General features: G+C 65.3%; 12 protein-coding genes and 1 pseudogene. 6 read left to right on the top strand and 7 right to left on the bottom strand.

Going from position 1 to position 15,700, the window contains the following annotated elements:
• Positions 1 to 28: 28 nt before the first annotated feature.
• From E3T41_RS13515 to E3T41_RS13505, 3 genes are read right to left on the bottom strand one after another with little or no spacing between them, the layout of a single operon-like run.
• The gene (locus E3T41_RS13515; protein WP_092450324.1) at positions 29 to 2,155 is read right to left on the bottom strand and encodes a hydantoinase/oxoprolinase family protein; all 2,127 of its coding nucleotides are present in this window, start codon (positions 2,153 to 2,155) and stop codon (positions 29 to 31) included.
• Positions 2,156 to 2,157: 2 nt separating this feature from the next.
• Positions 2,158 to 2,613, bottom strand: a complete 456-nt coding sequence (locus E3T41_RS13510) for an acetone carboxylase subunit gamma (RefSeq protein ID WP_233195111.1) — start codon at positions 2,611 to 2,613, stop codon at positions 2,158 to 2,160.
• A gap of 48 nt (positions 2,614 to 2,661) precedes the next feature.
• Positions 2,662 to 4,518, bottom strand: coding sequence for a hydantoinase/oxoprolinase family protein (locus tag E3T41_RS13505; protein WP_134479052.1), 1,857 nt, complete (start codon positions 4,516 to 4,518; stop codon positions 2,662 to 2,664).
• 166 nt (positions 4,519 to 4,684) lie between these two features.
• Here E3T41_RS13505 and E3T41_RS13500 point away from each other — a divergent pair, with 166 nt between their 5' ends.
• Positions 4,685 to 6,532 (top strand): sigma-54-dependent Fis family transcriptional regulator, encoded by a 1,848-nt coding sequence (locus tag E3T41_RS13500; RefSeq protein ID WP_092450318.1) that lies wholly within the window; start codon positions 4,685 to 4,687, stop codon positions 6,530 to 6,532.
• 18 nt (positions 6,533 to 6,550) lie between these two features.
• Here the strand turns inward: E3T41_RS13500 and E3T41_RS13495 are convergent, their stop codons facing one another.
• Positions 6,551 to 7,804 carry an MFS transporter gene (locus tag E3T41_RS13495; RefSeq protein WP_241991179.1) on the bottom strand — a complete coding sequence of 418 codons (1,254 nt, stop codon included), beginning with the start codon at positions 7,802 to 7,804 and terminating at the stop codon, positions 6,551 to 6,553.
• Positions 7,805 to 8,127: 323 nt separating this feature from the next.
• Between E3T41_RS13495 and E3T41_RS13490 the strand changes: the two are divergent.
• Together E3T41_RS13490 and E3T41_RS13485 are read left to right on the top strand one after the other, a co-directional pair.
• Positions 8,128 to 8,616, top strand: a pseudogene (locus E3T41_RS13490) (class I SAM-dependent methyltransferase); the annotation flags it as partial.
• Between the two features lie 40 nt (positions 8,617 to 8,656).
• Positions 8,657 to 10,321, top strand: a complete 1,665-nt coding sequence (locus tag E3T41_RS13485) for an ABC-F family ATP-binding cassette domain-containing protein (RefSeq protein ID WP_104132105.1) — start codon at positions 8,657 to 8,659, stop codon at positions 10,319 to 10,321.
• 18 nt (positions 10,322 to 10,339) lie between these two features.
• On the opposite strand, the gene E3T41_RS13480 is transcribed toward E3T41_RS13485, so the two are convergent.
• Together E3T41_RS13480 and E3T41_RS13475 are read right to left on the bottom strand one after the other, a co-directional pair.
• Positions 10,340 to 11,281, bottom strand: a complete 942-nt coding sequence (locus E3T41_RS13480; protein WP_166791563.1) for a Brp/Blh family beta-carotene 15,15'-dioxygenase — start codon at positions 11,279 to 11,281, stop codon at positions 10,340 to 10,342.
• Complete coding sequence (locus E3T41_RS13475) at positions 11,278 to 12,486, bottom strand: lycopene cyclase family protein (RefSeq protein WP_092450452.1); 1,209 nt, start codon at positions 12,484 to 12,486, stop codon at positions 11,278 to 11,280. Before E3T41_RS13475 ends, E3T41_RS13480 begins: the two co-directional genes overlap by 4 nt.
• A 234-nt stretch (positions 12,487 to 12,720) precedes the next feature.
• On the opposite strand from E3T41_RS13475, the gene E3T41_RS13470 reads away from it, so the two are divergent.
• Complete coding sequence (locus tag E3T41_RS13470) at positions 12,721 to 13,539, top strand: bacteriorhodopsin-like (protein ID WP_233195115.1); 819 nt, start codon at positions 12,721 to 12,723, stop codon at positions 13,537 to 13,539.
• A 100-nt stretch (positions 13,540 to 13,639) separates the two neighbouring features.
• Here E3T41_RS13470 and E3T41_RS13465 read toward each other — a convergent pair whose 3' ends face one another.
• A complete protein-coding gene (locus tag E3T41_RS13465; RefSeq protein ID WP_092450309.1) occupies positions 13,640 to 14,020 on the bottom strand; it encodes a LysR family transcriptional regulator in 381 nt (126 codons plus the stop codon).
• A 174-nt stretch (positions 14,021 to 14,194) separates the two neighbouring features.
• Between E3T41_RS13465 and E3T41_RS13460 the strand changes: the two genes are divergently transcribed.
• Positions 14,195 to 14,794, top strand: a complete 600-nt coding sequence (locus E3T41_RS13460) for an LON peptidase substrate-binding domain-containing protein (protein ID WP_134479048.1) — start codon at positions 14,195 to 14,197, stop codon at positions 14,792 to 14,794.
• A gap of 281 nt (positions 14,795 to 15,075) precedes the next feature.
• Positions 15,076 to 15,684, top strand: coding sequence for a DNA-3-methyladenine glycosylase I (locus E3T41_RS13455; RefSeq protein ID WP_092450450.1), 609 nt, complete (start codon positions 15,076 to 15,078; stop codon positions 15,682 to 15,684).
• Positions 15,685 to 15,700: the final 16 nt, after the last annotated feature.

Below are 15,700 nucleotides of genomic sequence, written 5' to 3'. Positions count from 1 at the left end.
TTCGCTGAAGAAAAAGTGGGAAAGTCGGTCAGTCGCTCAGTAGCCATACCGCCCCCTGCACTGTCGGTTCCAGGCGCCAGCCTGGTTCCACCAGATAGGTGGTGTTTTCGGTCGTGACGATCGCCGGTCCGTGGATCACGTATTCGTGTTTGAGCGCGTCGGCGTCGTAGACAGGGGTGTCGACCGCGCCGGCGATGCTCGTGAAGTGCACCGAACGCCGCGAGACCGGTGCCGGCTTAATCTTCTCGCCGCCGGTTTTGATCGACTCGAATTGAATGACTTCGCCCTCGATATAGGACGCTACGCGAATGGTCTGCGCCCGGACGCCCGCCTCTGGCGCCTGGGTTCCCTCGCCGTATCGTTCGCCAAAGATCTCGGAGAACGTCTTGATCAGGTGCAGCACGTCGGCGACCCCGTTGACCCGGTTGATGTTGAAGGCGACGGCAGTGGTGACGAGCTGGTTGCCGTAGCGCATGTCCATTTCGAGTCGGTAGCGCACGTCGGCGCGGTCGTAGCCCTGGCGCACGAGGTCTTCGGCGCCCTTCGCTTCCAGCTCCTCGATGTACCCGTTGAGCGCTTCGTACTGAGCGTAGAGGCTGCGCTTGATCGGTTCGTAGAGCACGACGTAGGCGCTGCGTTCGTGAATGTGCAGCGGTCGCATATTGCCGGCGCCGAGCGCCGAGAACACCGACGCGAAGGGTGGAAACAGGATGCGGCTGATGCCGGCGCTCGCCGCGATGCCGCAGGCATGCAGCGGACCGTTACCGCCGTAGGCGAGCATCGTGTAGTCCTCGATCAGCCCGCCGCGCGAGCGCAGCTCCTTTTCGATGCCAATCGCCATCTGTTCGTCGACTGTCTTCTTGATAACCTTGGCAACCTCGACCGCGTCGAGGTCGAGCTCGTCGCTGAGCGTCTCATCGATGACATAGATCGAACGCTTCTTGTTGAGATTGATGTGCCCGTTGGCGTAATTGTCCGGGTCGAGGTAGCCGAGTACCAAGTCGGCGTCGGTGACCGTGGGGCGCAGGCCGCCACGGTCGTAGCAGGCCGGGCCCGGGTCGCTTCCGGCTGATTCCGGTCCGATTTGGATGGCGTGGTGAATGCGGTTGTAGGCGGCGATAGATCCGCCGCCGGCGCCGAGCGTGTTGAGGTGGATCATCGGCGCGGAGACCATCCAACGACCAATGGTGGGCTGGAAATCGTAGTGCCGCACACCGCCCTCTGGCACCAGACCGATATCGAACGAGGTGCCACCCATGTCCATTGACACGACGTCGCCGAGGCCGGTCGACTCCGACAGGTGCTGGGCCGCGCCGACGCCGGCGATCGGTCCGGAGTGAATCGTTTGCAGGGCATCCGTTGAATTGGGCTGCGCCATGCCGCCCGAATTGTGAATGACGAGCATCGGCTTCTCATAACCGGAGTCACGCAGGTTGTTGGAGAGCTGATTGAGGGCATGAAACATTGTCTGGTGCAGAAAAGCGTCGACGACGGTGGCCATTGCTCGCACGTATTCGCCCTTGCGGCCGGAGACCTGGCTGCTCAGCAGCACCGGAATCGACCCGAGCTCGTGCGTGGGGTACTCGTCGAGAATGATCTCGAGAATGCGATCCTCGTGCACCGAGTTCTCGGTCGCGTTGGTCAACGCGATAACGATGGCCTCTGCGCCGTTGTCGACGAGTTCGCGCACCTGGGTGCGCACGTCGTCGTACATCAGGGGCACCAGTACCTCGCCGACCGAGTCGATCCGTTCTTTAACCGAGCGGATGAGGCGGCGCGGCACAAGCGGGTCTGGTCGCTGGGCATCGGGCATATCGCCCTGCTTGACCCCGTCGAGTCCTTCGCCGTAGCCGCGGCCACGAGAGAGCGGGATGGTGTCCTCGAAGCCGTGGGTGACGATCGCCGCGACCCGCGGCCCCTTACCCTCGATCAGGGCGTTGGTGCCGAGGGTGGTGGCGTAGCGCACCGAGTCGACCTCCTTGAGCGCGGTTTCGCGGCTGATGCCGGCGCGCTCGCAGGCCCGGTCGAGGGCTTCGTTGAAACCGAGGGCGAGGTTGTGGTGGGTGGTGAGCGCCTTGGATTCGATGTACACGTCGTCCCAGACGAAGAAGCAGTCGCTGAATGTGCCGCCGATGTCTACGGATATGCGTTTCACGGTCAGTGCCCTTCGGAGTTGTCGGCGTGCGAGTGGGAGTGGGAATGTGCGGACACGGAATCAAACCGGGCGCTGAGGTCGGTCTCGGCGTTCTCGCCGGGGCCGTAGTTGACGACCTCCTCGGGGTTGCCGCCGTGGGCTTCCCACTTTTCGCGCAGGGAATCGATGTCCCAGAGCATGTCGACGGTCGGCGGATGCCCCGGCGGCAGGTATTCGGCCTCGATCTGGGTGCCGCAGGTGGGGCAGTAGAACTCCAGGATGCGGCAGAAGGTCGGGTCCGGGGAGAACGTGAACTCGTACTTTTCCGGGTCGATCACCGGGGGGTGAATCTCCTGCGGGTCCCGGTCGTAGACCAGAGTTCCTTCCTTGTAGTTGCCGCGGGCGTCGCCGAAGTCATGGGCGCAGACGCGGCAGATCCACCGCTCCGTATCGAGGTCGATGAGCAGGTATTCGGTCATGGGAACGCGCATTGTGTTTGTACCTTCCTGGGGAAACAAAAAAGTGGGCTAAAGCGTGTCGGCGAGCTGCAGGTCGCCGGCCGTGGAGACCGTCAGGGTCCAGCCGAGCGGCACGCGCGCGGTGAAGAACGGTCCCTCGACGATGGCCGGTCCGGCCGCCGTGGCGCCGGGCTTCTGGTCGTCGAGTTGGTAGACCGAGACGCTGTCGATCTGGGTGGGAGTGGAGCGCACCTGCCGGGTTCCGGCGGCCACGGCGGCGCTCGCCGCAGCGGGTATCCCGCTGGCGATGGTCGGGTGCGGCAGCCGGAAGGTGGCCTTGAGCGAGAGAATCTCTTCGCCGTCTTCGACAATGGTCGACCAGTCGAGTTCGCACTCGCTCAGGTCGTGCCCTTCCTGGAACATGTCCTTGCCGGCATCCGCTTGCATCGACGTGCGCACCGCGGTGATCTCGGCCTCCGAGAACCCGGTGACACTCGTTTCGTAGGACTGGGCGATGTCGGAGAAGCTGATTCCGTAGGCCGAGAACACCGCGGCGAGCCGCGGCACGAGTACGTTGTGCACGCCGGCAATGCGTGCGGCGGCGCAGGCGTTCATCGGTCCGCCGCCGCCGAACGCGGCGACCGTCGTGTCGCCCGTCGCGCTCACGAGGTCGGCGAAAGCCCGCGCCAGGTGGCTGGAATAGCTGGCTTCCATGCGAATCAGGGCCTCGTCGAGGCTGATTCCGAGCGGGTCGGCGACGGTCTTGGTGATGACAGCGCGCGACCGTTCGGCGTCGAGGGCCATCTCGCCGTTCAGATAGGTGGCGGGGTCAAGCACGCCGAGCAGCAGATTGACGTCGGTGATCGTGGCCTGCGTGCCACCGAAACCGAAGCAGGCCGGTCCGGGGGCTGCCCCGACGCTTTCCGGCCCGACGGTGATCTCGCCGTCGTGCACGGCAATGATCGAGCTGCCGCCGACTCCGGTCGAGCGCACATCGCTCATCTCGTAGGAGATGTCGACGCCCTGGATCGATCCGCGCCGGTCGACGGCGATCGTGGAATTGGCGACGGCGCCGACATCCGTTGTGGTGCCGCCGACATCGATCATGAGCACGTTGTCGAGCCCGTACGCCTCGGCGAGAGCACGGGTGCCCTCGAGGCCGCCGCGCGGTCCGGAGGAGTAGGTCTTGAGCGCGACCGACTTGGCCACGCGGGAGGAAGCGCCGTCGTTGCGGTAGATCAGCAGCGGGTTCTTCACCTTGTAGGCGCGCAGCCGGTGTTCGGCGCTGTACAGAAAACGCTCGACCGTGGGGTGCAGAAAGGAGTTGAGGATGCCGGACCAAACCTGACGCTGGCGGGAAGTATCAGAGGCGAACTCGCGGGAGAACAGAATCGGCACCGAACCGAGCAGGTGTCGGGGAAAGTTCTTGAGCATGGTGCGCTTGAACAGGTGTTCGCGTTCGGCGCTCAGGCCGGCGACGACGAGACGCTCCGCTCCGGCGGTGGTCAGTCGGTTGATCTCGGCGACGAGCTGGCGGGAGAGTTCCTCGGGACTGCCGTCGGCCGTGATGATGCCGATCCGGGCACCGATCAGGTCGGTGAACAACGCGGCGGTGTCGTCCGAGTGGCCGAGCGAGTCCGGCAGGGTGGGATCGTCGGTGATGAGCCCGATCTTGGGCCCCTTGCGCTGCACCAGCGCGTTGGTGCCCTGGGTCGATGAATAGCGGATGTGCTGGGTTGAATGCAGCAGGTCGGCTAGATTCGCTTCGCCGAACAGTAGAGCGGATGCCTTTGTCATCGCGTCGAAGAGACACTGGGACAGGTCGACCGGAGTGGTGAGGGTCTTGGTAAACGTGAAATCCGTGCCACTGGCGACAACAATGTCGGTGAGGGTTCCACCATTGTCGATGTTGATCAATCGTTCCATGAGCGCTCCTTTGCGGTTTGTGGTGAGTGATCGAGGCTCTCGGGGAGCCACGTCACCAAGAATGACCCCGCGTCCGAGGTGCAGCGTGTCCCAGATTGGGACACCGCACGACTAGCGCTCGCGGGGTCGCAGCGGGCATGCTTGCAGAGTCCACAAGGGAGTCGATATGCATAGAGTCGCCGATCGGCGAATCAAGATAGCGGCGGCGCGCGCCGATTTTCTGCGATTCGGACACGCTGAAACCCAATCGGTTCCTGGCGTGGTGGCCGCCTCCTGGCAGCGTTCCTTCTCAGCGGGAGTGGATGCATCCACTTCTCAGGCAGTGTTTCACAACGACCTCGATCTGACCGGCCGCCTGATGCGCTGCTCGGAACCGGTCATCGCCCGGCTGAGCGGTGAGATGGCTGAAATGCCGCTGTCGATCGTACTCACCGACTACAAGGCACGAATTCTGAGTCGTTCCGAAACCGACAAGACCATCGGAACCCTGCTCGATGACGTGTCACTGGCGCCCGGCTTCAACTACGCCGAGGCGAGCGTCGGAACCAACGGAATCGGCACCGTGCTCGAGTCGGGTCAACCGTTGTACATCGTGGGGCCCGAGCATTTTCTCGAGCACCTGCAGCCGTTCGCCTGCGCCGGGAGTCCCATTCGGGACCCGATCACCGGGCGGGTGGAGGGGGTGCTGGATATCAGCTGCCTCATCGAAGATGCCAGCCCGCTCATGCATTCCCTGGTGCGGTCGGCCGCCCATGAGATTGAGCGCAACCTGCTCGTCGATCGCAGTCAGCGACAGCAGGCACTGTTTGAGGAGTATGTGCGGGTGGATTCCCGCAACCGGGGCGCCGTCATGGCCATCGGCGGCACCGTGGTGATGGGCAACGCGGTCGCGCAAAGTTCGTTTTCTCCCGATGAACAGTGGACCATTCAAGAGCACGCTCGCTATCTGATGATTTCTCCTGGTCAGCCGGTCGACCAGATCGAGCTGTCCTCGGGCAAGGTCGTGCATGTTCGGGGCAAACGTGTCGTGGTGGGCCCGGACGTCGCCGGCATCGTTGTGGTGGTCGAAATCGTCTCCGAGCCCGCACCGGTACCGGTGCCCGCATCGAGACTGACCCTGCCGCCGCTGCGGAGGCACCGGTTGAAGAAACCCATTCCTGCTGACTCTTCGGCGATTCTGCACGATGCGGAATCCTTGCTCGGCAAACGCGCCTCGAGCGGAGTGGTCACCGCGCTCACCGCCGGCGCGCCCCTGCTCGTGCTGGGGGAGGCCGGCGGCGGCAAGGTGTCGCTGCTCGCCGAACTATATCGCCAGATTGTTCCGCTGGGTCGAAGCGTCGTGTTCGGTGCCGAGCAGCTCAATCAGCACGGCGTGCACTCGGCCATTAATAACGACCTGATCAGCGCCCTGGCCCGGCCAACGCTGTACATCTTTCGCAATATCGATCGGTTCACCGAGGCAGCGACCGCCGAACTCGAGGCGTTTCTGGTGACCCGCGAAGCCGGTGCTGGCGGCCTGGCCGTCACCGTGTCGCAACCCGATCTTCAGGCTGACCTGGCCGCTGCCCGCCCGTACACGGCCCTACTGCAGCACTTCACAACCTCGGTCACGGTTGCGCCGCTGCGGCACCGCCAGGGAGACCTGCCCGACATCGTCACCCGGGTGCTCGCGCGACGGGCCGGTTTACGTCCGGCCACTGTGAGCGCCGGAGCGATGCGGGTGATCTCCCGCTATCCGTGGCCGGGCAATATTCGTCAGCTCGAAGAAGCGCTCGACACCGCCCTGCTCACGCGACCGGTCGGCGCCATCCAGGCCGAAGACCTGCCCGCCTACTGCCACGGCGGTGCACCGCGCCTGTTGTCGGCGATCGAAGCGGGGGAGCGTGACCTCATCGTCGGTGCCCTGCACAAAGCCGACGGCAATCGGATGCGCGCGGCCGAGTCCCTGGGAATAGCTCGGTCCTCCCTCTACCGCAAGCTAAAAACCTTCGGTATCACCGTCACCGACTCGTAGCCGGGCTGCGGCATCCGCTTACTGGCGGTGTGTGGCACGCAGGCGAATCACAGACCAGACGACCACGACGGCGACGAGTGCCATGGCGGACAGTCCGAGTCCGGAGTAGCCGGCCAGCGCCAGAATCGGCCCGGCGATCGCGCCGCCGAGAGCGCCAGCCGCGTTCATCGAGAGGTCGGAGAACCCCTGCAGCGAGGATCGATCCTCGATCTCGACGGCCTCGGCGACGAGCGCAGAGCCGGCGACAACGGATGCCGACCAGCCCAGGCCCAACAGCACCAGACTTACCGTCATCGTGCCCTGCGACCCGTCACTGAGCCAGGCCGCTCCCAGCGCCCCGAGCAGCAGGACCTGCCCGCCGAGGATCACCCGAAGCCGGCCGAACCGGTCGGCGAGCGCCCCGAACGCCGGGGAGAGGGCGTACATGCCGGCCACGTGCAGGCTTATCGTCAGCCCGACGATGGTCAGGGTCGCGCCGTGGTCCCGCAGGTGCACCGGCGCCATCGACATCAGGGCCACCATGGTCGCGTGGCTGAGCGCGATCACGACAACGGCGTACCGGGCCGCCGTGTTGCCGCGCAGAATAGCCAGACCACCACTGGCCCGAAGGATGCCCACGCTCGTCGTGCGCGCCGCCAGCGCGGTCAGCAGGGGGTCGGGTCGCAGCCCGAGCGCGTAGACGAAGGCGGCGGCGACCGTGGCGCCGAGCGAAAAGGCGAACGCCCCGGTCATCGCCGGAAGCCCGAGGGTGGCGCCGAGCGCCTCGCCCGGTCCGAACAGGTTCGGGCCGAGCACGGCGCCAATGGTGGTGGACCAGACCACGATGGACAGGTCCCGCGCTCGAAAGCGCTGGCTGGCCAGGTCGGTCGCTGCAAAGCGGGCCTGGAGGTTCGTTGCTGAGCCGGCGCCGAGCAGCATCAGGGCCAGCAGTAGCAGGGGGAAGTTGTCGACGGACACCGACATGATCGCGAGCACCGCACCTGCGCCGGCCATAAGCGAACCGGTCGCGAGCGACACGCGACGCCCGCGCGCCTGCGCCAGGCGGGCGAGCGGAACGGCCACGAGCGCGGCCCCGAGGGTGCTCATGGTGGCGGCCATGCCCGACCAGGCGCTGGACCCCGACAGCTCGGCGGCGAGTAGCGCGCCCAGCGACAGGGTTGCTCCCATGCCGATACCGCCCAGAATCTGCCCGGCGATGAGCACTCGCACGACGCGCTGCTGTAGGTTCGGTGCGGGTGACGAGGTCGTCGCGCGTGTGCTGGCGTGCTTCACAGTCTGTTCCCCCAGTTGGTCGCACCGTCGGGCGTGCGACTCGAGTGCTCGCGAGGCTCACTCTACCGAGCGGCCGACCGGTCTGATCGACGCCGGCCGCGAAAGTTGCGCCGTGCCGCCCCACCGGGCATCGTGGGATCATGACGAATCCCGGCGAGCACACCGCCGCACTGCACGACGAGCCTTCACAGGATCCCGCAACCTTCTGGGAAAACCGCTATCGCGAGAGCGATCGTGCCTAGAGCGGGCGCGCGAACGCGGCGCTCGAACGCGAGGCCGCCGGCCTCGCGCCGGGCACGGCGCTCGACCTCGGCAGCGGGGAGGGTGGCGACGCCCTCTGGCTTGCCCAAAACGGATGGTCCGTCACCGCCGTCGACATCTCCCCGACCGCGCTCGCCCGCGGCCAGGCCGCCGCCGAAGGGGCTGGCCTCGCTGAACGCATCCGCTGGATCGCCGCCGACCTGGCCACCTGGCAGCCGGACGGCCCGTTCGACCTCGTCACGGCACACTTTTTGCAATCACCGGTCGAGCTGCCCCGCGAGGTCATCCTGCGCCGCGCCGCCGCAACGGTCGCCCCCGGCGGCGTGCTGCTCGTCGTGGGCCACGCCCAGTTTCCGCCGTGGTCGAAGCACAAGCCAGACGGCGTTCCGTTGCCGACCGCCGACGACGTGCTCGCCTCGCTCGAGCTGCTCGCCGAGCACTGGGAGATCGTCACCAAAGCTGCTGTTGAGCGGGAAGCCATCGGCCCGGACGGCCACGTCGCCACCCTCGTGGACAGCGTGCTGACCCTCCGTCGCACCCACTCGATCTGAGCCGGTCGCCCTACGCCTGCGGCAATGAGAACATTGGGTAATGACCGGAACACTCGTGGCCAAGGGCCTGGCCGGCGGCTACGCGCACCGCACCCTCTTTGAATCGCTCGACCTGACCGTCGCCCCCGGTGATGTGATCGGCGTGGTCGGCGCCAACGGCGCGGGCAAATCCACCCTGTTGAACCTGCTGGCGGGGCTTACCGAGCCGCAAGCCGGCACCATCGCGCTCAGCCCAGCGGATGCCTTCGTCGGCGCGCTCCCGCAGGAACACGAACGGGTGCCCGGGGAAACCATCGCCGGCTACATCGGCCGGCGCACAGGCTGCGCCGAGGCGACCCGCGAAATGGATGCCGCGGCATCCGCTCTCGGAGCCGCTCAGCCGCGCGCCGGAGGGATCGACCCGGCCGACGCCTATTCGAGCGCGCTCGAGCGTTGGCTGGCCAGCGGTGCGGCCGACCTCGACGAGCGGCTGCCGATCGTGCTCGCCGACCTCGGCCTCACCCTCGGCAGCACACTCACCGCCGATAGCCTGATGACCGCGCTTTCCGGCGGCCAGGCTGCCCGGGTTGGCCTGGCTGCCCTGCTGCTCTCTCGCTTTGACATCGTGCTGCTCGATGAGCCGACGAATGATCTCGACCTCGACGGGCTCGAACGCCTCGAAACCTTCGTCACCGGGCTGCGCGGCGGCGTCGTGCTGGTCAGCCACGACCGCGAATTCCTCGCCCGCTGCGTCACCCGGGTGCTCGAACTCGACCTCGCGCAGGGCGCAAACCGGGTGTTCGGCGGCGGCTACGACGCCTACCTCGAGGAACGCGAAACCGCGCGCCGGCACAACCGTGAGAACTACGACGAGTTCGCCGCCAAGAAAGCCGACCTTGTCGGGCGGGCCAGAACTCAGCGCGAATGGTCGAGCCAGGGCGTGCGCAATGCCATGAAGAAGGCACCGGACAACGACAAGATCCGCCGCAAGGCTTCGGTCGAATCGAGCGAGAAGCAGGGCCAGAAGGTGCGGCAGATGGAGAGCCGTATTGCGCGCCTGGAAGAAGTCGAGGAACCCCGCAAGGAATGGCAGCTCGAGTTCACCATCGGCGCCGCCCCGCGCTCGAGCGCCGTCGTGGCCACCCTCAATAACGCCGAATTCCGGCAGGGCGACTTCGTGCTCGGCCCGGTCTCCCTGCAGATCAACGGCGGAGAACGCATCGGCATCACCGGCCCGAACGGCGCCGGCAAGTCCACCCTGCTGCGCGCTCTGCTGGGACGTCAGAAAGCGGATGCCGGCAGCGCTCACCTCGGCGCCAGCGTTGCGATCGGCGAAATCGACCAGGCCCGGGCGCTCCTGGCCGGCGCCCGGCCCCTGGCCGCGAGTTTCGAGCTACTCGTACCCGATCTGTCCCCGGCCGAAGTGCGCACCCTGCTGGCTAAGTTCGGCCTGAAAGCCGACCATGTGAACCGCCCGGTCGACGATCTGTCGCCAGGGGAGCGCACCCGGGCCGGGCTAGCGCTGCTGCAGGCGCGCGGTGTGAACCTGCTCGTGCTCGACGAGCCGACCAACCACCTTGACCTCGCGGCGATTGAGCAACTGGAACAGGCGCTCGACAGTTATGAAGGCACGCTGCTTCTGGTCACCCACGACCGGCGCATGCTGGCCAACGTGCGCACCGACCGGCACTGGAAAGTCGAAGCGGGCCAGGTTCTCGAGGGCTGACGGTCACGTCCGAACAGCTCACCCGGGCAGGGCCATCAACTTCTTTTGGTGCCGCTTTTCGTGGGTGACCACGATCATGTGCGGCACGGTGAGGCCGGCCAGGCCGATGAACAGCACTTGCAGAATCTGCTCCGGCATATCGCCGCTGGGGCCGATGACGAACAGCAAAGCACCGGCCGCGAGGATCGGCACCACGGTATACACGACCACGATCAGGGGCGGTAGTCGCCCTCCGCCACGTTCTTCGGCAAACCCCGCCCTCAAATGCCGAAAGCTGTGCAGCGCACAGAAATACACCAAAAAGAACACCAGCGGCTCGCAGGCCAATGCGAGCACCGACGTGAGCACGATTTCCACGCTCTCATGCGGCCGATGCCGCATGGCGGCGACGGCCGCCACCAGCAGCCCGGCCAGAGCGAGCGGTGCCAGTCCTGCCTGCACGTCCGACACCATCGCGCCGTCGGCACCGGCAAGCACCACGTAGGCAGCGCCCACCTGATCCGGATGTGAGAAGGCCGGTACGCTCAGCAGCCCGAATCCGGTGAGAAAGCGCAGCCACAACCCACGATCAGCGTTCCAATCAGACCCGAAATGCAGCGCCGACACGATCAGGAACGCAACCAAGCTCAGCACCGGGGCGACTAGCCAGAGCAGCACGACACCGACCACAATCGCGAGGTATACCGTGTTGAACGCAGCAAAACCCAGCGGGGTTCGCCAGACGCCGGCGCGACGCGCGATCAATGGATCGAGGGCACCGTGAGGCAGACCCAGCACGGCGACGAGCACGCCGAGAAGTACGACCTGAAGCGTAGGTGAGAGCATCGGCAGGCCGAACTCGAGCATGGCCAGCGTGGTCAGTGCCAGACCGGAGAACACCACCGTTTCGATGGGGACGTGGCGGATTCGGGCGGTTGCGCGGGCGGTACCGATTCGGGGCGCGGCGACCTGCTCCATCATTGTGTCTCGCCCGAGCACACGGTCCCAGTGGGCGTGACGACGAGTAAGGCCTGTGCAGCCGATGCAGAGGTGAAGGCTGTGGGTGCGGCTACCTGGGCGATAAACGGGCTCCATGGCAGGCTGAATATGATTTTGGCATAGTCTGCGGCCCGGGCGCCGTCACTGAGGAAACGCACCAGGGTGGCCGGCGGCACACCGCGGGCCAGAGCGAGAAAATACTCTGCAGTACGTTCCGGATGCGCGCGAACGGCCTGGAGAAATATGCGGTCGAAGGTGCGACGCAGCCACGGTTCTTCGGGATGCCCCACCGCTTCCCGCCCCGCCAGGAGGCGATCCGTGCACACTTGCGCCCACCGTTGAATGCGCAAGAATCCATAGCCTGAGGCGGCTCGCAAAGCGCCGCCCGCATTTCCGGCAAGCACCACCCCGGGTATCTCCGGCGCGGTCTGACGGCCCCGTCCCATGGCCAGCACCCCACCCTCGGTGCGCACCCGACGAACGTCATCCAGACCCAGGCCCGTTAAAACGTGGTCCAACTCACCGGCCAGAAGTTCCCGTTTGATCGGCGTTGTGCCGAAGCGGGTCCACTCCACGATGGCCCGGTTTGGACCCAATGGCAGCGCGTAAACGAAGCTCAGGCCTTCCTCATTGGCGGCAAGCGACCCCATCAATGTCACCTCGGTCGGATCGAACGGATGCGGCCCGTCACACTCGAATTCAACGCCCACAAAACTTTGATAGAGCATCGCCGCAGCGGGCCGTGGTCGCGTATCGATCACCTGACGGGCCAGCAGTGTGCCGCCGCTGGTTTCGACCCGCACACCGTGCGGCACCGCGCTCACCATTTCGGCGCGTACGCCGAGACGCAGGTCTACACGCGGCGACTGAGCGATGTCGGTCTGCGCGCTGGAATAGAAGTCGATGCCACGAATGTACTGGTATGACAAAGCCGGAACCTCGTGCCGAACCGCGCTACCTGCGGCATCAGTAAAGGTCCACGTCGGCCAGCGTTGGGAAACCAAGTGCGAGAGTTCGTGATGTTCTTGCTGCCAAAAGCACCAGCTGCGGTCGTCCTGGTACGCGGTGCGCGGTTCGACGACGACAACGCGCGGCCCGGCTGGCGCGCGCGCCAGCCGGGCCGCCAGGCTGAGCCCCGCCAGTCCCGCACCAAGCACCACAACGTCAGCGTCTTCGACAGAGTTCATTTTTGCTCTATTTCTCTTAACCACATGCTGAGGTGTGGTGATTCTGTGGACCGATCGATTCGGCTACAACAGCTGAAGAAATCTACGGATGAATCACTACTACCTCTGAACGTCGATTTGGAGTAGGTTTCCTAATATACCTAGCCAGGTTACCTAGGTACGTGCTTTATCTCCCGTACCGTCAGCGATTCTCGAGCATCAGAGGCTATTTTGATACCTGATTCACTAACCCAAGTGCAGTACGACACCATCTACAATATTTTCTCCCTCGTCATTGCCTCGCAGCTTTTCACCTCTATCTTTCTGGTCATTAGCCTTCCGCGCGTATTGCCGCGATATCGTCAGGCATTGACTGTCGCGGCGATCGTTTGTGGCATCGCGGCGTACCATTATTTCCGCATCTTTAACTCGTTCACGGAAGCTTTCGTGACCGAGGCGGTCGGCGGCCGCGGTGATTATGTTCAGGTCGCGGGAGCGTCGTTCAATGAGGGATACCGCTACGTTGACTGGCTGCTGACGGTTCCGCTGCTTCTCCTTGAACTCGTGGCAGTTCTGGCGCTGGCCCGGAAGGTGCAGAGCAGCCTGCTCACCCGGCTCATTCCTGCTGCTGCCCTGATGATTGCCTTGGGCTACCCCGGCGAAATGGCGTCGGACAATCTCACCCGTGGCATCTTCGGTCTGCTCTCTTCTCTTCCCTTCGCTTATATCCTCTACGTGCTCTTCGTTGAACTGACCAAGTCGCTCGACCGCCAACCCGCGACGGTGCGTAAGACCATCAGCCTGCTGCGACTGCTCCTGCTGGCAACGTGGGGCGTCTACCCGATTGCCTACCTGCTGCCCGGACTGGGTATCGACGGGTCCGACGCATGGGTCGGACTCCAGATCGGCTACTCCGTAGCAGATATCCTGGCCAAATGTCTGTACGGCCTGATCATCTTCCGGATCGCGCGGATGAAGTCCTTCTCAGATGACCAGGCCTTTGCCGAGGTCGAACTGACTCTGGAGGAGGCGACGAGCCTCAAGCAGCCTCTCGTTCAGAATCGGCGGAAGTAGTCGACGAAGCCGTCGATATGAATGGGACCTGCCAGACCGGTAATCGGTCCTGCGGGTCCCGTTTTGGCCGCCACGTGCATTGCCAAAAAAGCGTCGCGAATCAGCGCGACTGGCGCTTCTTCCCTAGCTTCGGCTGGCCCTTCACCGCGGGGGCACGGCCCTTGCCCTTGTTGGCCTTGGCCTTACCGCCGCCGCCTGAACCGCCTGACCGGCGCGAACCGCCGGAACCGCCGCCGGCCTGCGCGCCGCGCGCGGCGGCCTCAGTCAACTCGAGGCGGGCGTCGTCCAGGAAGGCAGCCCCGATCTCAGTGAGCGTAGTGCTCTCGGCGGCACGATCGAACAATGCATAGCCGAGTTCGGCTTCGACTCGCTTTACCGAGGCGCTGAGGGTGTCGCGGGAGACGCCGAGTGTCTGCGCGGCGCGGGCGAAATCGGGTGCCTCAGCGGCGGCCACGAAATGTGCCAGCAGGGTGATGTCCACGTAAAGCCTCTCGTTCGCTGCGCGGGAGGCGAGCAGCCCTTCTAGGCTACGCGCCGAAACCGACCGAACCCACCGCTGCACGCACGGATGTTCCACCGCTGCACCCAACGAGTGTTCACCGCGAACACGTGCCTGGGGCTAGGCGCGGCGGCGTCAACGTGGTTCGCTGGGTGTATGACGACCCTGCCGATGTTCCCTCTGGGATCCGTGTTGTTCCCCTACATGCCGCTGCAACTGCGCGTGTTCGAGGAACGCTACCTCGTGATGCTGGCCCGGGTGCTCGATGCCGAGCCGGCCGAATTCGGCATCGTGCTGATCGAACGCGGCCAGGAAGTGGGCGGCGGCGAACGTCGGTTCAGCGTCGGCACCGTCGCCCGGGTTACTCAGCTCGAAGCCCCTGAGGGTTATCTCGGGCTGGTGGTGCAGGGTGAGCGCAGAATCGAGGTGACCGAGTGGATGCCGGAGGACCCGCATCCGCTCGCGATGGTTCGTGCACTACCCGACCTGGAATGGGACGATGCGCTGCTGCCGCGCCGCGAACAGGCCGAGCAACTTGTGCGCCGCACCCTGTCACTCGCGAGCGAGTTCAGCGACCAGGAGTGGTCGCCCGATGTCGCGCTCTCGCACGACCCGACCGCCGCCGCCTGGCAGCTCGCCGCGATCGCCCCGGTCGGACCGCTCGATCAGATCGTGCTGCTGCGCTCGCCCACCATGGAAGCACTGCTCGACAACATCATCGAGCTGACCCAGGCCGCGGCCGCGACCTGGGCTTAGTGACTCACACGCCGATGTCGCGTTGGCGCAGGGCGATGGCTGCCGTCGCCGCCAGTAGGAGCGAGACGGCGTAGAACACGACGATCGTCGTCACGTTCGCCCCGGTGCTCAGCGGGCTGTCACCGAACGCCCAGAAGTACGGACTCAGGGTGTGCAGCCACTCCAGGCTCGCACTCTGATTACCGAGCGCATTGAAGACCTCTCCTGGGCTCTGGCTGCGACTTTAGTCCTCTTGCTCACCTCGGCCGCCGCCTGTGGCGAGCGGTGTTCTAATGGACTGGATGACAGAAATCCCACCAGCCTCCGGCGCCATCGTCGGTCCCGACGGCCTCGCCCGACCCCGGTGGGCTGCGGTCGACCCGATGCTCCGCGACTACTACGACACCGAGTGGGGTATTCCGGTGCGCTTTGAACACGCCCTGTTCGAGCGCATCAGCCTCGAGGCGTTCCAATCCGGGCTGTCCTGGGCGATCATTCTGCGCAAGCGCCCCGGTTTTCGTGCGGCATTCGCCGACTTCGACCCCGACCGGGTCGCTGCCTTCGACGAGGACGACGTCGAACGCCTGCTGAGCGACGCGGCGATCGTACGCAACCGCCTCAAGATTCGCGCGACGATCACCAACGCCCAGGCCACCGTCGCGCTGCGCGAGCAGGGCGGACTGGTCGACTTCGTCTGGGGGTTCCAGCCGAACGAAACCCCGCAGCCGCGAACGCAGGCCGACGTGCCGACCAGCTCCGAGGCATCCGTTTCGCTCGCGAAAGCCCTCAAGAAGGTCGGCTTCGTCTTCGTCGGACCGACCACGATGTTCGCCCTGATGGAGGCGATCGGCATGATCGATACCCACCTGCTGGACAGCCATCGACGCGGAAGCAGCGGAGTGTGGGGCTAGGCTGAGCGCTACCACA

The sequence above is a fragment of the Cryobacterium sp. Hh38 genome (assembly GCF_004403235.1).
Taxonomy (GTDB): Bacteria; Actinomycetota; Actinomycetes; order Actinomycetales; family Microbacteriaceae; genus Cryobacterium; species Cryobacterium levicorallinum.
The sequence above is the reverse complement of the archived record's forward strand: the minus strand, read 5'-3'. Positions and strand labels throughout refer to the sequence as shown.